At 70.3% G+C, this 23,366-nt stretch carries 10 protein-coding genes; 6 read left to right on the forward strand and 4 right to left on the reverse strand.

The window, feature by feature from the left end; genetic code table 11:
• Nucleotides 1–137: 137 nt before the first annotated feature.
• Nucleotides 138–4,577 (forward strand): BREX system serine/threonine kinase PglW, encoded by a 4,440-nt coding sequence (gene pglW / locus OHU35_RS23235; RefSeq protein ID WP_405506687.1) that lies wholly within the window; start codon nt 138–140, stop codon nt 4,575–4,577.
• 47 nt (nt 4,578–4,624) lie between these two features.
• Here pglW and OHU35_RS23240 read toward each other — a convergent pair whose 3' ends face one another.
• The 3 genes from OHU35_RS23240 to OHU35_RS23250 are packed head-to-tail and all read right to left on the reverse strand — an operon-like array spanning nt 4,625 to nt 7,979.
• Nucleotides 4,625–6,073, reverse strand: coding sequence for a hypothetical protein (locus OHU35_RS23240; RefSeq protein WP_405506689.1), 1,449 nt, complete (start codon nt 6,071–6,073; stop codon nt 4,625–4,627).
• Nucleotides 6,070–7,470, reverse strand: coding sequence for a KGGVGR-motif variant AAA ATPase (locus OHU35_RS23245; protein WP_405506691.1), 1,401 nt, complete (start codon nt 7,468–7,470; stop codon nt 6,070–6,072). Before OHU35_RS23245 ends, OHU35_RS23240 begins: the two co-directional genes overlap by 4 nt.
• Nucleotides 7,467–7,979 (reverse strand): hypothetical protein, encoded by a 513-nt coding sequence (locus OHU35_RS23250; RefSeq protein ID WP_405506693.1) that lies wholly within the window; start codon nt 7,977–7,979, stop codon nt 7,467–7,469. The genes OHU35_RS23245 and OHU35_RS23250 overlap by 4 nt, the downstream gene beginning before the upstream one ends.
• A 162-nt stretch (nt 7,980–8,141) precedes the next feature.
• On the opposite strand from OHU35_RS23250, the gene pglX reads away from it, so the two are divergent.
• On the forward strand, nt 8,142–11,906 hold the full coding sequence (pglX, locus tag OHU35_RS23255; protein ID WP_405506695.1) for a BREX-2 system adenine-specific DNA-methyltransferase PglX: 3,765 nt from the start codon (nt 8,142–8,144) through the stop codon (nt 11,904–11,906).
• 116 nt (nt 11,907–12,022) lie between these two features.
• Here the strand turns inward: pglX and OHU35_RS23260 are convergent, their stop codons facing one another.
• On the reverse strand, nt 12,023–12,394 hold the full coding sequence (locus OHU35_RS23260) for a hypothetical protein (RefSeq protein ID WP_405506697.1): 372 nt from the start codon (nt 12,392–12,394) through the stop codon (nt 12,023–12,025).
• A 541-nt stretch (nt 12,395–12,935) separates the two neighbouring features.
• On the opposite strand from OHU35_RS23260, the gene OHU35_RS23265 reads away from it, so the two are divergent.
• Genes OHU35_RS23265 through OHU35_RS23280 form a run of 4 tightly spaced genes read left to right on the forward strand, consistent with a single transcriptional unit; the run spans nt 12,936 to nt 23,180 of the window.
• The gene (locus OHU35_RS23265) at nt 12,936–16,895 is read left to right on the forward strand and encodes a PglY protein (RefSeq protein ID WP_405506699.1); all 3,960 of its coding nucleotides are present in this window, start codon (nt 12,936–12,938) and stop codon (nt 16,893–16,895) included.
• Nucleotides 16,895–19,723, forward strand: coding sequence for a BREX-2 system phosphatase PglZ (gene pglZ / locus OHU35_RS23270; protein WP_405506701.1), 2,829 nt, complete (start codon nt 16,895–16,897; stop codon nt 19,721–19,723). Before OHU35_RS23265 ends, pglZ begins: the two co-directional genes overlap by 1 nt.
• Nucleotides 19,720–21,051: a BREX system ATP-binding protein BrxD gene (gene brxD, locus OHU35_RS23275; RefSeq protein ID WP_405506703.1), complete on the forward strand. Its 1,332-nt coding sequence runs from the start codon at nt 19,720–19,722 to the stop codon at nt 21,049–21,051. Before pglZ ends, brxD begins: the two co-directional genes overlap by 4 nt.
• A complete protein-coding gene (locus OHU35_RS23280) occupies nt 21,048–23,180 on the forward strand; it encodes a DEAD/DEAH box helicase (protein WP_405506704.1) in 2,133 nt (710 codons plus the stop codon). Before brxD ends, OHU35_RS23280 begins: the two co-directional genes overlap by 4 nt.
• Nucleotides 23,181–23,366 lie beyond the last annotated feature (186 nt).

Consider the following 23,366-nt stretch of genomic DNA (forward strand, 5'->3'; position numbering starts at 1 on the left):
CCGAAAGACCATGGACCCGTGCCATGCGGCCGCTCGGTTCCCGTCCACAAACCGGTTTCGGCCGCTTCCTCTCGCGATAGGCTCGACCAGGCACTTTTGCATCGTGGTCCGTGAGGAAAGCCTGGGGAGGCCGGACGGTGACAGCTCAGTCAGGCGCGTCGGGACCGAGGCCCGGCACACCCAAGCCCGGCCCGCCGCGCCCCGTCCGGCAGTGGTTCCAGGAGCGTCCCTCGCCGTACCCGTGGGAGCAGGACGCGCTGGACCACGTGCGTGCTCTCATGCCGCAGGCCGAGCCCTTCCGCGCCTGGGCCACGTTCTCCTTCACCGCGATGTCCGGCCGCGTCAACGAGTGTGATCTGCTGATCTCCGTTCCCGCCGGCCTCTTCCTCATCGAGGTCAAGGGGCATCCGGGGCAGCTCCGCAACACCGGGTCGACCTGGAACTTCCAGGGACCCGACCGCATGCGGACCATCAACAACCCCCTGCACCTGACCGACCTGAAGTCCAAGGAGCTGAAGAGCCAGCTCCAGTGGGCGGCTCGCAAACTGGGCCTCTCCGAGCGGGTGGTCCCGCGCGTCGAGCCCGCCGTGTTCCTGTCGTCGCCCGACCTGGAAAGCCACCTGGACGAGGTCCAGCAGATCAAGGTCTACGGCCGTGACGACGGCGGCAGCGGTCTGAAGCGAATCTGGCAGGACTTCCTCGGCCTGCCTCCGGACCGTCCCGACCGGCGCATCACGCCAGAGTTCTCGCGGCACACCCTGCCGCAGCTGCTGAAGGCGATCGGGATCCGCCAGTCCACGGCCCATCTCCGCTTCGGCGACGCCTGGAAGATGGAGCCGCACCCGCTCGACGCGGGACCCTCCTGGGAGGACCGCCTGGCCACCCGGGACGACGGCCTCGTCCAGGAGGAGGGCCGGGTCCGCATCTATCTGGTGAGCCAGATGGCGACGGAGGCGGCCCGCAAGGCAACCGAACGCGCTGCGCGCCGCGAGTACCAGGTGCTGCAGGGCATCACCCACCGCGGCATCGTCGACGCGCTCGACTACCGCGAGCACCAGGGCGGACCGGCGATTCTCTTCCGCCACCGCCACGGCGATCTCCGCTTGGACCAGTACCTGGACACCTACGGCGGCAGGCTGACGCCCGAGATCCGCCTGGACCTGGTCCGGCAGCTCGCCGAGGCGGTCCGTTACGCGCACAACCGCTCGCTCTACCACCGGGCGCTCGCGGCCCGCTCCGTGTACGTGTCGTTCCGGGCCGACGGGGCTAACCCCGAACTGCGGATCACCGACTGGCAGACAGCGGCGCGGGACTTCGACAGCAATGCCACGTTCTTCCGCTCCATCGGCGGATCCGCTCTCGACGCTGCTCTGATCGAGGACGCGGCCCGCGTCTATCTCGCCCCCGAGTCGGACCAGCCATACGCAGACCCGGCCGACCTGGACATCTTCGGTCTCGGCGCGGTCGCCTACCTCATCCTCACCGGCAAGCCGCCGGCCACCCAGCGCAGCGACATGGCCGAACGTCTTCGCAGCGACGGCGGGCTGCGCCTGTTCGCGGTGGCCGATGGCCTGCCCGACGCCCTCGACGACCTGGTGTTCCGGGCCACCCGGGCTGACGTCAACGAGCGGCTCGGCTCGGCCGAGGCGTTCCTGGACCTGCTCGACGAGGCCGAGCGTGCCAGTATCCTCCCGGACTCTCCGGCGGCGGCCTGCGTCGACCCTCTCGAAGCGGTGCCCGGTCAGGCGCTTGACGCCGAGTGGACGGTACGCCGGGTCCTGGGCACCGGCGCCACCGCCCGCGCCCTGCTCGTGGAGCGGGCCATGGAGGACGAGGACGGCCGCACCCAGATCGACGAGCACGTCTTCAAGGTTGCTCTCGACGAGGAGAAGGCGGGGCGGCTGCGTGCCGAGGAACGGGCGCTGCGCAAGGTCGGCGGCGGCTCTGTCGTCCAGCTTCGCGGCGAGGGGCTGCGGGAGTTCGGCGGGCGGACCGTCCTGGAGCTTGAGTACGCCGGCGCGCAGTCGCTCGGCGAGCGACTGCGCGGCAAGGGTCAACTCACCTACCACGAGCTGGAGCGCTTCGCGGACGACCTGTTCCACGCCCTGGACCAGCTCGCGGCACAGGGCGTCCGCCACCGCGACATCAAGCCGGACAACTTCGGCATCCAGCGCCGCAAGGACCGCACCTGGCAGCTCAAGCTGTTCGACTTCTCCCTGACGGACGCCTCCGACCGGGATGTGAAGGCCGGCACGCGCGGCTACCTCGACCCGTTCCTCGGCTCGATGCGCCGCGCGCACTACGACGACCACGCGGAACGGTACGCCGCCGCCGTCACCCTCCACGAGATGGCGAGCGGTGAGCGCCCGCTGTGGGGCGAGGGGCAGCTCGACCCGCTGACCAACGAGTCGGCCGAACTCCACGTCGCCACCGAGCTGTTCGAGCCCGCGCTGCGTGACGGACTCACCGCCTTCTTCCAGCGCGCGCTGTACCGCGACACCGAGCAGCGCTTCGACACGCTGCGGCAGATGTGGGACGCCTGGCGGGCGGTGTTCCGCGCGGCCGACGCGACCGCGCCCGCCACGACGCCCTCCACCGTGGGCACCACGTCCGACGATCCGGAGGAGGCCCGCGACCGCGCCGCCGCGGCGGCCGACCTGACGACGCCACTGGACGCCGCCGGCCTGTCCCCACGTGCCGTGTCGGTGGCCGGCGGACTCGGCGCCACCACCGTCGGGGAGCTGCTGGACATCCAGCCGTACGCCATCTCCAAGGCGCGCGGTGCCGGTGCTCTCGTCCGCAAGGAACTCAACCGGCGCCGCAAGCAGTGGGCCACCGCGCTGCGCCCGGCGGCGCCGTACGCACCTCGCAGGCAGTCACCGGACGCCGCCGCCCTGAAGCAGTCCGCTCCCGGCGCCGACGAGGCCCGCATCCTGTCGATAGACGACATGGCCGCGCTCCTCGCCCCCGAGCCGGGCCGCAAGGGCTCCCACCGTGCCGACGTCGTACGCCTCACCCTGGGCCTGCCCTCGGACGACGGCGGACTCTCCCCGCTCGGCGCCTGGCCCGTGCAGGCCCGCGTCGCCGACCACTTGGGCATCAAGCAGACCTCCGTCTCCCGGCACCACCGCAACGAGATCAAGAAGTGGGCGGAGGCGGACTGGCTGGACCCGGTCCGCACCGAGCTGACCGAGATCATCCAGTCTGTGGGCCGGGTGATGACCGCCGACGAGGCCGCGGCCGAACTCCGGGCCCGTCACGGTGCGGGGGCGGACACGCCGGAGCGGACCCTTGCCAGGGCCCTGGCCGTCGTCCGGGCCGCCGCCGACGCGGAAACCACCGAACGCCCGGACGAGGATCCCGCCGGGCAGCACGAGCCCCGGTTCGCCGTGCACCGGCGCGGCGAGACGGTCCTGCTCGCCGCCGAGTCCCTGCCGGGTGCGGACGATCCCAGCCCGCGGGAGTTGGCGGACTACGCGGCGCTCCTCGGCCAGGCGGCCGAACGACTGGCACGGCAGGACCCCCTGCCCGGCCGCGGCGAGGTCCTGCGCATTCTGCGCTCCGTGCCCGCACCCGACGGGCTGGCTCCGCTCGCCGACACCCGCCTGGTGTCCCTGGCCGCTGCGTCGGCCCCCGGCGTCGCGGCCACGCCCCGGCTGGAGCTGTACCCGCGTGACCTGAGCCTGGAGCGGGCGCTGCGCATCTCCCAGGCGGGCGCGGGCGTCCGCCGCGACCGGGGTATCACCGTCGCCGAGCTGGTGGCCCGGCTGCGCGCCCGTTTCCCGGGCCTGGACCTGGTGTCGGGCTCGCGGGAACCCACCCATGTGGAGCTGCTGGACGCCCTGGAAGGGGCGCGCTTCGACCTCGTGTACGACGACGAGGCGGAGAAGTTCTTCCCCAGGGCGCCGGAGTCGACGGGCACCTGGAGCTCCACCGGCGCCCTCACCAGTTACCAGCCGCCCACCCCCGTGACCCGGGCCGACCGGGAGGACCCGCACGGCCCGCTGCGGGAGCGGCTTGCCGTCGTGGCGGAGCGAGGCGGTTTCCTCGCTCTCACGGTGAAGGCGAACGCGTTCGCGGGAGCGGCGGAGACCGTCGCGTCCGCCTTCCCGGTCGAGGCCGTCGACCTGTCGGACGTGTTCCTCACCGCCTTCCGCGCCCTGGCCGCAGAGAAGGGACAAGCCTGGCAGAAGGTCCTGCGCGCCGACAGCCTCTCCACCCCGGGCAGCATCAAGCCCGGGCTGGCGTCCTTCGTCCGAGTGGTCTGGCAGCGCGTGGAGGAGGCGGTGCTGGCCCGCGCTGACGCGCCGCGCACTGTTCTGTTCCTCCACGACGCCGGCCTGGTCGCCCGGTACTGGGACGAGGGCGGACACGGCTTCTTGGTCCGGCTCCAGAACGCGGCCCGCCGCCCCGCCGACACGCCGCACGGCCTGTGGCTGCTGTGCACGGTCGAGACACGCGCACAGGAGCCGAAACTGGACGGCCGGACGGTGGAGGTGATCGGCGGCGACGGCGAACGGGAGCAACTGGACCGGGAGTTCCTGGAGTCGTTGCGGGTGCCGGCCGGCACGGGCTGAGCGGCGGCCGGCCGGCACCAGCCGCCGTACCTATCAAGGTTGATAGGTCAAGACTTACGGGGAACCCCGCCCTTGCGGCCGATGTCGAACGCCAGCCGGTACACGTCGGGGAGGTCGAGCGCGCCGCTGGTGCGTTCGGTCAGGACGCCGAGTTCGACCAGTTCCTCTATCAGGCCGATGGGGTCGTCAGCGGCGGCACGGGGACCACTGTTCTCGTCGTCGTCCTCCCGCATACGGCGCAGGATTTCCGCGAGACCGCCACGCTCCCAGCACTGGCGGACGACGGACGGCTCTATCGGCACCTGCTCGCCCTCGAGCTGTTCGATCGCCGTCGCGGCCCAGCCGATGTCCTCCTTCAGCTCGTCCACCCTGACCCGCGACGCCTCGTGCAGACTCTCCCGGATCGCCTCGTAGTGCAGCGGGTACAGCTGCGTGGCGTACCGCTCCGCCGTCAGGTCCGTGGCCGTGCGCAGCGCGAGCAGCCAGGTCCTCGGGCTCACGCGTCCCTTGCCGTCCTGGAGATGGTTCGGTACCCAGGTGAAGGTGTGGCCCTTGCGCCGGTCGGTCCCCATGTACGGCCCCGCGAGGGCGACGAAAGCCCGCTCCTGGCACTTCTCGTCGGCGATCAGGTCGACCGGGGCGACGAATCGCCCCTCACCCTGCGTCAGCCACTCGCCGTACTGCGCCCGGAACTTCTCCGCCTCGGCACTCGGATGGTTGCCCAGCCGGTGGAAGAGCAGCCCGTAGAGGTTCTCCCGGCTCCACGTGAGGTCGGCCGCGTTCGCCCCCAGCTTCGAGGCGTCCGGGAACGTCTTGGGCGCGCTGTCGTACATGTCCGGGCGTACGAAGATCTTGGCACGCAGGGCCCCCGTGGTCAGCCGCAGTTCCAGCGCCACCTGGAACAGCGCCGACACCAGCCGGTCGGCGGTATTGCGGTCCGCGTGGAGGTGGTCCAGGGCGTCGAAGAGCAGCACGCGTGTCTCGCCGCTGTCCCGCGCCTCCCGGTCGGCTTTGCGCAGTGCGTCCTCGTACGCGTCCTCGTTCTCCTCGGCCCACCGGATGCGGTCGGCCCAGTCGGGGATGCTCGCGATCTCCGGAACGCCGAGCGCCATCATCACGACAGCACACCAGAAGACCTCGGGATCGGCCCCCTCGCGCAGCAGCCGGGCGATCCTGCGCTTGCCGGGGTACGGGGTGTCGGCGCCACCCCCCGTGGTGAACCCGGTGGTGACTCTGACCCGCCGCAGCCGCGGCATCATGTACGACCGCGCGGCCACCTCCCGCAACTCGGGATCGGTCAGCGCCTTCGCCCAGTACGTCTTGCCGGTGCCGCGCGCGCCCCGGACCACGGTCACGTCAGGGTCGAGCGCGAGGCGGTGGCTGGACGGCGTGAACAGCCGCCGCAGGTCGGGGCCGTCCGTGTCCGCGTCGAGCGCGACACCGAGGGCCCTGGCGATCAGGGTGCGGTACTCGTCGGTGGTCGGTGCGGCGGTCATGAAGGCTCCGGGGCGGGGTGCGGTGGCGGCAGCAGACGCTCCACCGTAGTCGTGAACGTCCGGTACGCGGCCTCGACGAACGGCAGCTCGGGCCAGTCGCGGCTGCGCAGGGGGTCCAGCCCCACCAGGTCGTTGCCGAAGAGGATGGGGATGGCGGCGTGCGGCGCGTCGTCGTCCTCCAGCGGAGGGTGGTACAGCTCGTCGCCTTCGTCGTCCGCGCCGTCCTCGTCCGTGTCGAGCTGGTCGTAGAGGGTCGAGGCGAACAGTGTCTGGGCGCGGTCGATCAGAGCGGGCAGCCGCTTCGCGTCCCCGGCGGAGTGGAACATGGCCGCCACGATCCGCAGCCGCTCCCTCAGCTCCCGGGCCAGGGCCGGACGCCGCTGCCACTGCGTGAACAGCATCTTGTAGCCCTCCCAGGTGGAGGGGTTGTCCACCGCGAACAGCAGGGCGAGCCCGCTGAGATGGGTCAGGGTGACCGCCGCGATGTCGTGCATGCCAGCCCTGCTGTCCAGCAGGACGACGTCCGGTGGCCGCGACAGCTCGGTGACCTGGTCCTCGCAGGAGGCGATCGCCTCTTCCAGCCGCGCGGCGAACGGCCGGTCGCCGTCACCGGGGTTCAGCCCGGCGAGGTCGCTGTAGATACGGTTCAGCTTGGCGAGGTAGTCGTACGGCTCCCCTTCCAGCGGCGAGCCACCCGCGGGCGCCAGCCACACCTCCCCGTTGCCCTTGAAGGGTAATGCGGAACTGCGCGCCACCAGTTCCAGCCCGTCGGCGTTGCCGACACCGCTCTCTATCAGGTGGTCGACGACGCCGTGGCGGGGGATGCCGGCGGGGTCCTCCAGCAGGTTGGACACGCCCGGGGACTCCAGATCGAGGTCCACCACGAGCACGCAGCGGCCCGTTCCGGCCAGGTACCGGGCGAGGACGGCGGTGGCGGTGGTGCGCCCGACCCCGCCCTTGAAGCCGTACAGCGCCACCCGCCGGTCCCGGCGGCGGGAGGCTCCGGCAGAGGGCGCGGGGGTGCCCCGGGCCCAGTCGGTGCCGATCACGGTCCGCTCCAGGGCGTGGACGCTACCGACGCCGGCACCCTGCTGGGGGCTGACCTGCACGCGGTCATCGGCGTCGAAGTACAGCTCGGGCGCGAACAGTTTGTCGCCGAAGAGGAGGGGTTCGAGGCCGGTGAAGGGGCGCGTGGCGGCGGTGAACGCGTCTCGGAGGGCCACTACGTCGGGGTCGTCGTGGGCGAGGGGGCGTCCCCGGTCGTCGATGAGGATGCAGCTTCGGCCGAGCACGTCACGGGTGAGGACGACGTCCATGCCGAACTGTGCGGCGGCCTGCCGGGCATGGTCGAGGGCGGCTTGCCAGGCGGTGTCGAAACGCGCGCGGGAAGGGCTCATGCGCGGGTCCTCGTTCCCAGGATGCTCGCCTGCTCATGGGCGGCGATGAGGGCGTACGCGGCCTTCAGGTGCTGGTCGATATCCGCCTTGGTGATCGCGGTGCCGTCGCAGTAGCGGTCCGCGACGTCCCAGTTGGCGAACGGGTTCTTCCAGATGAGCTGCGTGAACAGCGCGCCCGCTCCGCCTCCCCGGCGGCGGTGGGCGACGGCGGTGAGGTGTTCCCACAGCTCGGGGAGGTGCCCGTGCTTATTGGTCCACTGCGGCTTCTTGCGGGAGCGGTCCAGGTACTTCACCTCCGGGTGCTCCGGCATGTTCCGCGCATCCAGCCGTGAGCCGAGGAAGTCGATCAGGATGGCCTTCACGGCGCACTCGGCCGCCAGCCCGGCCAGGTGGTCGGCGGATATCCGCAGGTCCTGCTCGGCGGCCAGCAAGGCCGCGTCGTAGTGGTTCCTGCTCGCCGTCGCGAATGCGGGCGGCGGCGGTGTCGCGGAGGGTGTCGAGGCCGTCACGACGATCACTTTAACGAGTCGATCAAGAGGGTTGCGGGGGCTTTCCCAGATCGCGACGACCCTGGGCCGCCGTACGGGGGCGCGGGTGCGGCAGGATGGGAGGTCCGGTCCGCGGATGACGCGGTGGGGCGCTGACGCGGTGCAGGGAAAAGGAAGCGAAGAGTGACGGTGACGACTACGGGCACGGACAAGGCGGCCCTGCTCAAAGATTTGAAGAAGCTGGTCGTCGCACTGGAGGACGACCTGCGGGCCCGCAGCGACTCCGAGGAGGAGTTCCGAACTCGGCTGGACCGCGAGTGGCGCGAGGCGAAGGAGGCGAGGCGTACCGCCCTGTCCTACCCGGCCTGGCGCGACGAGCGTGTCACGCAGGCTGCCGTGGCGTGGGTGCTGGGCTGTGTCTTCGTCCGTTTCTGCGAGGACAACGGCCTGATCGACGAGCCGTACCTCGCCGGCCCCGGCGAACGTCTCGCCGAGGCGGAGGCCCGGCACGAGGCGCACTTCCGCACCTACCCGCACCACAACAACCGCGACTGGATCATCGAGGCGTTCCGCCACCTGGCGAGCACCAACGAGACGGCCGCCGGCCTCTTCGACGAGCGGCACAACCCGCTGTGGGGACTGACTCCCGGCTACGAGACGGCGACGGAACTGCTGATGTTCTGGCGCCGCTGGGGCGCGGACGGTGAGATCCGCTACGACTTCACCGCCCCCGAGTGGGACACCCGCTTCCTCGGCGACCTCTACCAGGACCTGAGCGAGCACGCCCGCAAGACATACGCGCTGCTCCAGACCCCCGAGTTCGTCGAGGAGTTCATCCTCGACCTGACCCTGGAACCGGCGGTCGCCGACGACGGGCAGGGCTTCGGCCTCAACCCCGTGTGGACCGGCCCCGACGGCAGGGAGCGCCGCGGCCTGCGCACCATCGACCCGGCGTGCGGCTCCGGCCACTTCCTGCTGGGCATCTTCCACCGCCTGCTGGACAAGTGGCGCCAGGCGGAACCGGGTACGGACGACTGGACGCTGGTGCGCCGGGTGCTGGAGTCCGTCCACGGCTGCGACAAGAACCCCTTCGCAGCGAGCATCGCTCGTTTCCGGCTCCTAGTCGCCGCGATGCGTGCGGCGGGTACGCGGCGGCTGGCGGACGCGCCGCCATTCCGTATCAACGTGGCCGTGGGGGACTCGCTGCTGCACGGCCGGGACGCGGCGGGCATCCAGACCGACCTGGACACGTTGTTCGCGGAGGCGGTCGTGGGGCGCGAGGAGGGGGAAACGTACGCGTACGCCACGGAGGATGTGTGGGAGTACGCGAAGAGGGCGGACCTGCTGGGACGCGGGTCGTATCACGTGGTGGTGGGGAACCCGCCGTACATCACGGTGAAGGACAAGCAGGAGAACGAGAACTATCGGGCAGCGTACGACGCGTGTGCGGGGACTTATGCGCTGTCGGTGCCATTCGCTCAGCGCATGTTCGAGCTTGCGGTGAAGGGGCCCGGTGGGCGGCTAGGCGGCGGTGGCTTCGTGGGGCAGATCACCGCAAACTCGTTCATGAAGAGGGAGTTCGGCAAGAAGCTCATCGAGGTCGTCTTCCGGAACCGGGTCGAGCTGTCCCACGTGATCGACACCTCGGGTGCCTTTATTCCGGGGCACGGCACACCCACGGTGATTCTGGTGGGGCGCAACCGGGTTCCAAGCCCGCAGCGGACGGTGCGGGCGGTGCTGGGTGTGCGGGGGGAGCCGGGGCAACCGGAGGATGCGACACGGGGCGCTGTCTGGCAGGCAATTGTCGCTCAGGCGAACAAGCCAGGAAGCGAGTCGGAGTGGGTGTCAGTTGAGGACGCAGATGCCTCAGGGTTCGCGGAGCATCCCTGGTCGCTCTCGGGCGCTGGCAGCGCGCCCCTCTTGTCCGCACTCAATTCTTTTGCGTCCATAAGGTTGGGTAGTCGTGTCTCGTCAATTGGTCGGACGACGAACCCGGGAGATGACGAAGCCTGGACCCTGCCTGATCAGCGGACGGCCGAGAGGCTGCGTGAAGGAAGACTGGTTCAGCGCTTTGTTATCGGCGAGGCGGTGCGTGATTTCTCAATCCACGGGAGACTGGTCATCCGTGACCCGTATTGCGGAGAGTCTCACAGTGATGTAGTGCCCGCTCATAACTGGTTGCCGGCGCGTGCGCTTTGGCCGAGCAGGACAATTCTTAGAAATCGGCGTCTGTTTGGGAGGGTGATGGAGGAGGTCGGGAGGGCCTGGTACGAGCATCTGGAAAACTATGCGTACCGCCTGAGCGGCCAGTTCTCTATTTCTTTCGCGTTCGTTGCAACTCATAACCACTTCGTCCTTGAGCGCGGTAAGAAGCTCTTCAAGCAGTCCGCACCCGTGATCAAGCTGCCCGATGGAGCCGGGGAGAACGAGCACCTGGAGCTGTTGGGGATCCTCAACTCTTCGACGGCCTGCTTTTGGCTTAAGCAGATGAGCCAGGCAAAGGGGGGGACTGACAATTCGAGCGGCGGTGGTAATCGGTGGACGCCTGAGGCGTGGATCGACCGTTACGAGTTCACCGGTACTAAGCTGCAAGAGTTCCCCCTACCGGAAAAGCTTCCGCTTCACCTTGGTCGCATTCTCGACGCGCTGGCTCAGAGGCTTGCAACGTTCGAGCCGTCGGCCATGTGCGCCGAGGGCGTACCGCAGCGGCATGCGCTCGATGAAGCTAGGGCTAGCCACGATCGCGTTCGCCAACGCTTGATCGCTCTGCAAGAAGAGCTGGACTGGCAGGTCTACGGTCTTTACGGGCTGCTCACCGACCGCGAAGTCGCCCGGACCGTGACCCCGTCACCCGATCCCGAGACCATCCCGGAGGCTAGGCTCGGTGAGCGCGCCTTCGAGATCGTTCTCGCGCGGAAGGTCGAGGCCGGGGAGGTGGAGACCGCCTGGTTCGCGCGCCACGGTTCGACCCCTGTCACCGAGATCCCCGCCCACTGGCCCGACTGGTACCGCAACATCGTCCAGGCGCGCATCGACCTGATCACCAGCCGCAAGGACATCGCCCTCATCGAGCGCCCCGAGTGCAAGCGCCGCTGGGCTACCGACTCCTGGGAGAAGAAGGAACGCGCCGCGCTGCGGAACTGGCTGCTGGACCGCTGCGAGGACGAGGACCTGTGGTTCGAGGTGCGTGAGGGGATGCGACACCCCCGGACGCTGACCGTCAACAACCTTGCTGATCGGCTCGGTTCCGACCCCGACTTCACCTCAGTGGCCGCACTCTACGCCGCCGACCACCTGAAGAAGCCGGACCTTCCCCTCGCGCAGGTCCTCAGCGAGATCATCGCCGACGAGCACGTGCCCTACCTCGCCGCGATGCGCTACAAGGACTCGGGCTTGCGCACCCGCCGTGAGTGGGAGAAGGTCTGGGAGAAGCAGCGCGAGGAGGACCGTACCGGCACGCGGCTCGATATCGATCCGCCGACCAAGTACAAGTCCTCCGACTTCCTCAAGCAGTCCTACTGGACCCACCGCGGCAAGCTCGACGTCCCCAAGGAACGGTTCATCTCCTACCCGGAGGCGGGCCCGGGCAGCGACTCCACGCTGATGCTCGGCTGGGCCGGCTGGGACCACAAGGAGCAGGCACTGGCCCTCACGGATCTGATCGACACGCGTGTCAGGAACGACGCTTGGGGCACCGACCGGCTCGTCCCCCTGCTCGCCGGGCTGCATGAGGTCATGCCGTGGGTGCACCAGTGGTACAGCGCAGACGACGATGAGTGGGAGAGCTCGCCGGCCGAGGACCTGGAGTCGGAGTACCGGAAACTGTTGCGCACGCACGGGGTGAGCGAGGCGCAGATGAAGGACTGGCGTCCGGTGCGGAAGACACGCGGGCGGAAGGCCGTACAGCGTCGAGAGCCGACCGAACAGCCGGAGGTGGACGAGGCGTAGAGCCGACAAGGGGGAGAGACAGAGTGCTCTCCCCCGAGCTGCCGACGGCGACTCAGCGGGCGGTGCCTGATGCGTTGAGCCGAAGCACGATAGTTGTCACCAAGGCAACCTTGTTGTCACTTCGCGTCTGAGCCTGGCTCTGCCGAGGACGTGGTTCTAGCAACGCCGGTGCACGCCAGTACTGCGGTAGCGGTGGCGTTGAGGAAGAGCATGAATGTCCAGGACGCGTCCGTAGTGTCGATGCGCCCGATACGGATGGGCTCTTCAGATGCCTGGGAGAGAAGGTTGACGGTGGCGGAGAGGGCCAGCGTCGGCTGTCCGCGCTTTTGGGTGCGGCGCAGCCGGGCCCGGTAGATGCCTGCGAGCTGATTGGCGGGAACCAGGCCATCCCAGACGACGAAGGTCCTACCGGCGATCAAGGCGTCGCGTGCAGGGCCACATGCCGTGGTCTGCTCGCTGAGCATCTCGGTCAGGTCGTCGCGTATCACGCCGCGGCCTGGTGACAGGAGAGCCGCTGATGGGGAGTCTGTGACAAGTAGCCTGCCTCCCAGGTGACAACCAGGCTGCTTCGGCCCGGCTTTCTGCCAGCGTATTCGGCTTTGCCGGTGACAACCGTCGTGCTTCGGCATATGCGTGCGCCGTCAAAGCCGACCAGGCGGTTGGGGACACGAGCAGGGGCTGAATCCGGGTGTCCTTTGCCTGGCCCCGCCCGCCGACGCCGACGGGGGACGGGGCCTGCTCCTGGCCGCCGCCCTGGCCTCCCGCTGGGGTGTGACGGAGCGCACGGGGCCGGGGAAGACGGTGTGGGCGGAGGTGGACCTGCGGGCAGGGACCCCCACCAGACACCCGACGTGAGCGCACCTGGAACACCCACCGTCAGACGATCACCCACCGTGATGCCCCACCCTGAAGGTGTCACGATCTCTCCCCCTACTGTCGGACCCACCTGGCAAGATGGACGTCGCGCCAACGCCTGAGGGGGGGCGCTGTCCGGGCCGGCCGCCAGCACAGTGAGGGAATGATCGCCTGATGTCGACCACAGAACTGTTCCTCCGGGATGTCATCGACATCAAGGAGGACGTCCACGCGGGCGATTTCAAGGTCGACCTCTCCCAGGGCTTCCACGAGGCCGCCGAGCGGGTGGCGGAGTACGTCGTCACCGAGCAGCTGCAGAAGGCGTTCCGCAAGGCGCTCGGCATCGTCGCGAAGGCGGTCCGCACGGGCGACTCTCACGCCGCGTACCTGCACGGCTCGTTCGGTGCCGGTAAGAGCCACTTCCTCACCGTGCTGCACGCCGTGCTCAACGGCCACGAGGGGGCTCTGAACAAGCGAGGACTGACGGAGGTTGTCGCCGAGCATCGGGACTGGCTGGGCGGCAGCAACTTCCTAATGATCCCGTACCACCTGGTCGGATCGACCGACCTCGACTCGGCGCTGCTCGGTGGTTACGTCCACACCGTGCGGGAGGTGCGCAAGGACGCGCCGACCCCCGCCGTCTACCGGTCGGACGCGCTGCTCACCGACGCGGACCGGCAGCGGAAGTTCCTCGGCGACGACGACAAGTTCCGGCAGTGGCTCGGTGCCGGGGCGGCAGCCACCGCCCCCGGCGAGGGCGGGGCGTCCGGTGCGGACGACGAGGACGACTTGCCGGGCATCGACGGGGGAAGGGACCTGCCCGGCACGGGCGGCTGGAGCACCGCCGAGCTGGACCGGGCCTTCGCCGCGCCGCCCGGCAGTGAGGAGCGGGAGCGGCTGGTGTCGGCGCTGCTGACCGGGCCCATGGCCGCGTACACGCAGGCCGCCCGCGGCGACGCGCAGTCTTTCATCCCGCTGGAGAACGGCCTGAAGGTCATCTCCCGCCACGCCCAGTCGCTGGGCTACGACGGCGTCGTCCTCTTCCTCGACGAGCTGATCCTGTGGCTCCAGGCGCACATGGGCGACCAGGACTTCGTCCGCGACCAGGTGCAGCGGCTGGTCAAGCTGATCGAGTCCGCCGACAGCGGCAGGCCCGTGCCGATCGTGTCCTTCATCTCCCGCCAGCGCGACCTGTCCCAGCTCATCGGCTCCGACGTGGCGGGCGCCGATGTGCAGAACCTGGAACAGCAGGTCGAGTACCTCGCCGGCCGGATCGACGTCGTGGAGCTGGAGGACAGCAACCTCGTCGAGATCATCAAGCACCGGGTGCTCGCCCCGCGTCCGGGCATGGAGCAGGCTCGCGACGACGCGTTCAAGATCGTCGAGTCGTCGCGGGACGAGGTGCGGCAGGTCCTGCTCGACGCGCAGGGGCGCACGGAGGCGAGCTGGGACGACTTCCGCACCCTGTATCCGCTGTCCCCGGCCCTGCTCAACGTGTTGGTCGACCTCTCCGGTGCGCTCCAGCGCGAGCGGACCGGTCTCAAGCTGGTGCAGGAGCTGCTGCGGCGCCACCGCGACGACCTGCGGCTCGGCCAACTCGTCCCGATCGGCGACCTGTGGGACGTCATCGCCGCGCGGACCGGTGAGGCGTTCACCGCGAAGCTCCGCAAGGAGTCGGAGATCGCGCACCGCTTCCACGCCCGCGTCCGCGAGCACTTGCTGACCAAGTACGGCTCCGAGGACGACAAGCGGTTCCGGACCGACGACCGGCTCGTCAAGACGCTGCTGCTGGCCTCCCTCGCCCCCAACGTGCCCGCCCTGACCCGGCTCACGGGCGGGCGGCTCGCCGCGCTGAACCACGGCACGATCAGGACCCGGGTGGGCGACGCGGGGGCCGTCGCCGTCAAGCGCCTGCAGGAGCTCCAGGCCGAGGGCTTCGACGGCGAACTGCGCAGCGAGGGCGACTCCGCCGACCCCGTGTTCCACCTGCACCTGTCCGACCTGGATGTCGAGCCGCTGCTGGAGGAGGTGCAGGGCGTCGCCGACCAGGACGGCTACCGCCGCCAGTGGATCAAGGACCAGCTGTGGGCGGCCCTGGGCATTCCCGACACTCAGGCGTTCGTCTGCGAGCGGACCGTCGTCTGGCGTGGCACTAAGCGCACCGTCGAGTTCGTCTTCGGTAACGTCCGCGACCCGCACCTGCCCGACGCCGAGTTCGCGCCGCAGACCGAGGGCAACATCCGCTTCGTCTTCGACTACCCCTTCGACGGCCACACCCACTCGCCGATGGACGACGTGCAGCGGGTGGAGCGGATGAAGCGCGCCGGGAAGACGGCGCCGACGATCGTCTGGCTGCCGCACTTCCTGTCCGAGCAGAAGGCCCGCAACCTCGGACGCCTGCTGAAGATCAACTACCTGCTGGAGCGTGACCGGCTCGACGACCACACGGCGACCCGCCCCGCCGAGGAACGCATCCAGATCCGCAATCAGCTCAAGGCGTCCCGTGACAGCCTGACCACCCAGCTCACCGACGCCCTGCTGCAGCTGTACGGCATCAACAAGGCCGAGCCGGGCACTGCGGGTGCCGAGGTCCCCGAGGGGCACCACCTGATCTCGCTCCAGCCCGGCTTCACCCGCACCCGGCCCGAACCGGCGGTCGGCTTCGAGGAGAACCTCTTCCTGCTCGCCGACGGGCTCCTCAGCGCCCGTCACCCCAAGCATCCCGACTTCGACCCGCGCCTCACCCGCAAGGCCGTCACCACCCGCGAGCTGAAGACCACCCTCGAATGGATCACGAGGGCGATGGAGGACGGCTCCCGGCGCGTCGTGGTCGACAGCCAGCACCTGCCCGTCGTCCGCCGGATCGTGCACGCCCTCCAGCTCGGCGAGGTCCACGACGGGCCCCTGAACGTCACCACCGACTGGCGCCTGCGCGTCAACAAGAAGGCCGCCGAGACCCCCGACGCCGGCCCGGACCTGTCCGTGGAGGACATCCGCGACTGGATCGAGCAGCTCGGCTACACCGGCCTCGACCGCCACGTCAGCAACCTGATCATCGCCACGTACGCCCTGCTCGACGACCGCACCTGGGTCTACCAGACCTCGCCGCTGCCCAAGGCCCCGGAGCTGGAGCGGATCGGCCCGGGATATGGGCTGAGGGCCGTGGAACTGCCGACCGAGGACGAGTTCCACACCGCGCTCGGCCGCGCCGGCACGATCTTCGGCAGGACCGTCTCGCGGGTCCTGTTCGCCCGCAACGTCGCCCGGCTCGCCGAAGGCGTGCGCGCGGTCGCGGAGGAGCACCGCGTGGCCCTCGGCGAGGTGCGCACCCTCCTGACGGAGCACGCCCACCACCTGGGGCTGACCGGCGCCGACGCGCCCCGCCTGAAGTCCACCAAGGTCGCCGCCGACCTCGTCGCCCGGCTGCTGCGCACCATCGAACCGGCCGCGTGCGTGCGGGAGCTGGCCGCCGCCGCGTACGACGTGACCGACGAGGAGATCGCGGGCGCTCTGCGGCACGCCCCGGAGGTCGCCGCCGCGCTGCGCGGTACCAGGTGGTCCCTGCTGGAGGATGTGCGCCGCGACATCGCTGTACGCCAGGACAGCCTCGGTGAACGGGCCACCCGGTTCCTGGACGAGGTGCACCGCGCCGCCCGAGAGCACGAGCAGACCGTCTCGCTGGTGCCCGTACTGGACCGGCTCCCGGACACTGTCATGGCCCTGATGCGTGAGGCCACCCGCCTCGCGCAGCCGGCCCAGCCGGTCACTCCGCCCGTCGCGCCGGTCACGCCGGAGCCGACCGCCGAGGACGTCAGCCTCACCGACCATGGCAAACCTCCCGTCCCTTCGACGCCCACCCCGGAACAGCCCTCTACGCTGGACGACGCCTCCCGCAGCGGGGGCGACGCACAGGCCGGTCGCCGACGCGCCGTCCACCTCATCGAACCCACCCAGCTCGAGATGTCGCTGGCCACCACGGTCGCCGAGATCGACGCGGAGATCCGCGCCTACCTCGCTGCCCACCCCGGCACCCGCATTCAGGTCTCCTGGCAGCCGGTCACGGACACCGGGGCCGGGACCGACGGCTCCGCCGAGACTGAGGCGGAACCGGGCGGCGAAGGGACCACCGGCTGATGGCCCCGGCCCTGCCCCGGGTGGGCCGTCGTACCGTCGAGGCCCTGCTCGCCGCGAACGCCAAGGACCTGGGCGAGCGCAGCCTCGTACTCGTCCACGGCCGGTACGCGCCCGGCGCCCCGCCCCGGTTCACCGTCACCCTGGACGGCGAGGCGCGACGCGTCCACGTACGGGACGAAGCCTCCGTCCTCGGCGTCGTCGCCGCCCTGCACGAGCACAGGAGCGCAGCCGCTTCCTCCGACGTGCTCGTGGTGACCACGGGCGTCGACGACGAGCAGCTCGGCTGGGACGTGCGCGGCAGGGCCGTACGGCGCAAGACCCTCACCGTCGAGAACGCCGAGGTCGTCCTCCAGCGCTTCGGCGCCACCGCCCTGGATCCGCGGATGTACCGCGAGCGGTGGCTGCTGGAAGCCCTGGTCGAAGCGGAGCCCGCGGAAGACGGTTGGCCGCGTGTCGGCGGAGTACTGACCCGGGACGCGGCACTGCGCGCCCTGACGGCCGAACGGCTCGGCCTGCGCGCGCCGCACGCCCCCTCCGGCCAGGACAGGCAGGTCACCCTCGACGCGGACACGCTGCTCGCCTGGTCGCGCACGCCCGCCGGTCCCCGACGCTTCGCCGAACTGGGCGTCACCGAGCGCCTGGAACTGAAGAAGTGGCTAGCGGAGGTCGCCGGGCCGGCCGTCCCCGTCCTGCTGTCCCTCGCCGAGGCCGGACTCGGCCACGACGCCCTGCCGCTCGGACTGCTGGGCGCGGCACTGCGGGACCCCGCCGCCCAGCCTGACACGGTGCTCGCCCTCGGCGGACTGTTCGGACAGGTCATGCCCCGGCGGTCGGAACTCGCCGTGTTCACCGACGCCGTGGAGGGAACCCTCACTCGCTGGATCGCCGACGCCCGGACCAGCCATGACGCCCGCCTGCGCGTCGTCGCCGTACTGGACCGGGCCGACGAGCTGGCCGCCAAGGCGGGCCTCACCCCAGGACTCACCGCGAGCCGCTTCCTCCCCTCCAGCTTCACCGCGCAACTCCGCCGGACCGTCACGGAGGCCCGCCGTTCACCGGCCGCCGGCCAGGCCGCGCTGGCCGACCTGCTCGGCCACGCCCTGGCCGGCCTCCGCCCGGACCAGGTCCAGGCTGCCGAGACGGCCGTCCGGGTGGCGCGCTGGCTCAGCAGCCCCGAGCCCGCCGTCACCAGCGTGGCCGCCGCTGTACGGGCGCAAGTCTCCGACTGGGGCTGGGTCGACCGGGCCCTCACCGTGTTGTGGGCGGGCGATCCCGACGGCGACCTGGAGACCGGCCGGGATCTGCGCGCTCTCTACGAACAGGCACGTGAGCGCAGGCAGCGCCTCGATCAGGAGTTCGCCCGTAGGGTCGCCGCCTGGGCCGCGCACGCCACCGCCCAGCACCCTGACGGCTGCCTCGTCGTCGAGAACGTGCTGGACACCGTCGTACGCCCGCTGATCGGCCAGGCCGCTCCGCTCCTCCTCGTCCTCGACGGCATGAGCAGCGCGGTCGCCGCCCAGCTCGGCGAGGAGGCGGAACGCGACGGCTGGCGGGAAATCGTGCCACGCCCGGAGGCGGGAGAGACCCCGGCGCGGCTCGCCGCCGTCTCCATGCTGCCCTCCATCACCCGCGTCAGCCGTGCCTCCCTGCTGACGGGTGAAGCGGCGGGTGGCGGTCAGTCGGCCGAGACGAGCGGCTTCACCGCCTTCTGGAAACGGCGCCGCAAGGCGGCGGCCCTCTTCCACAAGGCCGCCATCGGTGGCGAAGCGGGCCACGCGCTCTCCCACGAACTCATGACCGCCCTCGCCTCCGACGCCGTGGTGGGCGTGATCCTCAACACCATCGACGAGGCACTGGACAACGGCCGGCACGGCCGCGGCACCACCTGGTCCTTGGCCGACGTCACGCATCTGCGTGAACTGCTCGCAGCCGCCCGCAGTTACGGCCGCCCGGTAGTCCTCGTCGCCGACCACGGACACGTCCTGGAGCGGGGCAGTCGCTCCGACGCCCAGACGGCCGTCACCGAGGGCGCGGAGTCCGCCCGCTGGCGCACCGGTGACGTGGTGGGCGAAGGGGAAATCGCCGTCCACGGCCCGCGGGTGCGCGAGGGCGGGGGAGCGGTGGTCCTGCCGTGGCGCGAGGACATCCGCTACACCGGGCGGCGCGCCGGGTACCACGGCGGAGCCTCCCTGGCCGAGGTGACCGTCCCGGTGCTCGTCCTGCTCCCGGCAGGAGAGGAGACGCCGAAGGACTGGGTGCCGCTGCCGCGCGAGCTTGCCACGCCGGGCTGGTGGCGGACGCACGTCACCCGTGACGTTCCGGAGTCTGCGGCCTTTTCCGCTGATCAGCCGACGGTGCCCACGCCCGCGTGGCCCGCGGCGCCCTCCGAGAGCGCGCCGACCACCGAGGCGCAGCCGTCCGCCCGGACGGAAGCCGTACCGCCGGTGGCAGAGTCGCTCGGCAGCACAGTGGTGAGCAGCGAGGTGTACGCGGCCCAGAAGGAGTACGTCCGCAAGGCGCCCGAGGCGAAGGTGGTGGCCGCGGTCATCGACGCACTCGTCACAGCGGGCGGGACGATGTCCCCGGCCGCTCTGGCCGCGGCGATCTCCGCGACCGGGCGGGTCCGGCGCAACATCGAGGGCTTCGTTGCCACGGTGCAGCGGCTGCTGAACGTCGAGGGGTATCCCGTCCTCGGGTTCATCGACAGCGGGCACGCGGTCAAGCTCGACGTGCCGCTCCTGCGCGAGCAGTTCCTGCCGAAGTCGCAGGACGGCGAATGGGACAAGCAGGCGGACGATGTAGCGAGTCGGGGGGAGGAGATGCGATGACCGACCCCGCTTCCGTGAGCGCGGTCCGGCGCCGCGAGGTCATCGACGCGCTGCGGCGCGGCACCGTCCCGCAGTCCGGCCTCGACCTGTTTGCGGTCGGACTGGACCGTTTCGCAGCCGCCCTGGACGACGACCTGGCCACTGTCACCCGTGGCGGCGCCGCCTTCCATGCCGTCCGCGGCGACTACGGCTCCGGCAAGACCTTCTTCGCCCGCTGGCTGGCAGAACGCGCCAAACGCGCGGGACTCGCCACCGCTGAGGTGCAGATCTCCGAGACCGAGACACCGCTGCACCGGCTGGAGACCGTCTACCGCCGGCTCACCGAGCGCCTGGCCACCGCCACCCACCAGCCCAGCGCACTACGCGCGGTCGTCGACTCGTGGTTCTACACCTTGGAGGAGGAGGTCCTCGACGGCTCGGAGATCGACGAGGACGACGAGGAAGCCCTCGCCGCGGCCGTGGACACGCTGATGGAACGCCGGCTCGCCGATGTCGCCCGCACCACACCCGCGTTCGCCGCCGCCCTGCGCGGCTACCGCCGTGCCATCACCGCTGGGGACGGCGCAACGGCGGAAGCTCTGATCGCCTGGCTCGGCGGCCAGAAGTCCGTGGCCGCATCCGCCCGCCGGGCCGCCGGAGTACGCGGAGACCTGGACCACTTCGCCGCGCTGGGCTTCCTCCAGGGACTGCTGACCGTGCTGCGCGACTGCGGCCACCCGGGGCTGCTCCTCGTACTCGACGAGACGGAGACCCTGCAACGCGTCCGCGGCGACGTGCGGGAAAAGGGCCTAAACGCGCTGCGCCAGCTCCTCGACGAGATCGACGCCGGACGCTTCCCCGGTCTCTTCCTCGTCATCACCGGGACCCCCGCGTTCTACGACGGCCAGCAGGGTGTCCAGCGGCTCCCGCCCCTGGCCCAGCGGCTCGCCACCGACTTCGCCACCGATGCCCGCTTCGACTCGCCCCGCGCCGTCCAGCTCCGCCTGGCTGGCTTCGACCTGCCGCGACTCGGGGAACTCGGCCGGAAGGTGCGGGACCTCTACCGGGGAGCGGCACGTCATCCCGAGCGTGTCACCGCGCAGGTCGACGACGCCTACGTGGGCGAACTCGCCACCGCCATCACCGGAGGTCTGGGCGGCAATGTCGGGATCGCCCCCCGCGTCTTCCTACGCAAGCTCGTCGCCGACGTCCTGGACCGCGTCGACGAGTTCGAGGACTTCGACCCGCGCCAGCACTACCAGCTCACCGTCTCGGCTGGTGAACTGACCGACACCGAACGCAACGCAGCCGCTGACCGGGCAGACGACATCGAACTGGAACTGCCGTGAACGCCGTCGACGGCCTGGAACCGGCGCTGGTCCACCACATCGTCAACACCCTGGGTTGGAAGGGACTGCGCCCGCTCCAGGAAGCCGCAGTCGCACCGCTCACCGCGGGAGACGACGCCCTGCTGCTGGCCCCGACGGCCGGCGGGAAGACCGAAGCCGCCTGCTTTCCCCTGCTGTCCCGGATGCACGGCCAGGGCTGGTCCGGCACGTCGGTGCTGTACGTGTGTCCGCTCAAGGCACTGTTGAACAACCTGCTGCCGCGCGTGGAGACCTACACCGCCTGGCTCGGCCGGACGGCGGCCCTGTGGCACGGCGACACACCGGCCGGTGCCAGACGACGCATCCTCGCTGCCCGACCGGACGTAGTGCTCACCACCCCCGAGTCGCTGGAAGCGATGCTGGTCAGCGTCAACGTCGACCACGCGTCCTTCTTCTCCGGGTTGCGGGCCGTGGTCGTTGATGAGGTCCACGCCTTCGCCGGTGACGACCGCGGCTGGCACCTGCTCGCCGTACTGGAACGCCTCCAAAAAGTCGTGGGCCGCTCCGTACAACGCATTGGTCTCTCCGCGACCGTCGGTAACCCCGAAGCTCTGCTCAGCTGGCTCCAGGGATCAGGATCAGGGAGGCGCCCCGGTCGCGTGGTCGCACCCCACCTGTCCGAGGCACAGCCCATGTCGACCGCGTCGGCCTCCGTGCCACCAGGTGATATCCAGCTCGACTACGTCGGGTCGCTCGACAACGCGGCCACTGTCATCAGCGCCCTCCACCGCGGCGAGAAGCGGCTCGTCTTCTGCGAGTCCCGGCGGCTGGTCGAAGAACTAGGCGCCAAACTGCGTGCCAAGGGCGTGACCACGTTCCTGTCACACGCCTCGCTCTCCCTCGACGAACGCAGACGCGCGGAGACCGCGTTCGCCGAAGCGCGCGACTGCGTCATCATCTCCACGAGCACGCTGGAACTGGGAATCGACGTCGGTGACCTCGACCGGGTCATCCAGGTCGACGCACCGACCTCCGTCGCCTCCTTCCTGCAGCGACTGGGCCGCACCGGACGCCGCCCCAGAACGACCCGCAACTGCCTCTTCCTGACCCTCGACCAAGGGGGACTCCTAGCCGCAGCGGGACTGCTGCTCAAATGGTCGCGAGGCTGGGTGGAACCGGTCACCGCGCCGCCCGAGCCCCGGCACATCGTCGCCCAGCAGCTGCTCGCCCTCTGCCTTCAGGAACACCGCGTAGGAGACCGGCTCTGGCAGGAGTGGTGGAACGGCCTGGGACCGTTCGGAGGGTCGGCCGAGCCGATCGTCAGGCATCTGGTCGAGCAGGGATACCTCGCCCAGGACGGCGGCATGCTGTTCATCGGCCCCGAAGCCGAACGGCGATTCGGGCACCGCCACTTCATGAACCTCACCGCCGTCTTCACCGCCCCCCCGCAGTTCACCGTCCTCCAGGGCCGTACCGAGATCGGCCGAACCGACCCTGCCCTGCTCACCGAGCGTGTCGCCGGCCCTCGTCGGCTCCTCCTCGCTGGCCGCAGCTGGCAGGTCACCTACATCGACTGGCAGCGCAAGCGCTGCTTCGTTGAGCCGGTCGACGGCGGTGGAAAGGCCAAGTGGAGCGGCACCGGATTCGGCCAGGGCACCTCCTTCGAGGTCACCCGAGCCGTGCGCGAGGTGTTGCTCGGGACGGATCCGCCCGTCTCCCTGACCCAACGCGCCACCACGGTGCTCAAAGAGGCACGTGACGTCTTCCTGGAGAAGGTCCACCCGGGCGGCACCCTGATCGTGCGGGGCGAAGGGGGGCAACTCCGCTGGTGGACCTGGGCAGGTCACCGGGCGAACGCCACTCTGTCCGCCACGTTGGAGGGGATCGCGGTGCCGGCCCAGCGCATCAACGATCACTGGATCCGTCTTCGGGAAGACCTCACTCCACCGGTGTGGAAGGAAGCCCTGAGCGAGTCTCCGGACCGGCTCTGCCTTCCCGCTGTCGACGAACGGGCAGTGCGGGGATTGAAGTTCGGGGACGCGCTGCCGCCGCGTCTGGCGGAGGCGACGCTGTCGGCCCGGCTGGCCGACTTGCAGACCGCCGAAGCTGTTCTCACTGAGCCTGTGCGTTTCGTCTACACAGGTGCGTAGGACATGAGCTGGTCGGGCAGGGACCGGTCGCAGCGCGGGCGGTGTTGTTGTCAGTGGCGTCCGGTATCAATCGATCTGGAGACGATCACTGGCCGATCTGAGGTTCGAGCTCGTGAAGGGGCCCAACACGCTTTCCAAATGTTCGTCTGAGGGTTCGGCGATGCTCAGGGACGTCCTGACCTGCGG

Origin of the sequence: Streptomyces purpurascens, from assembly GCF_045040895.1 — a bacterium.
GTDB classification, from domain to species: domain Bacteria; phylum Actinomycetota; class Actinomycetes; order Streptomycetales; family Streptomycetaceae; genus Streptomyces; species Streptomyces purpurascens.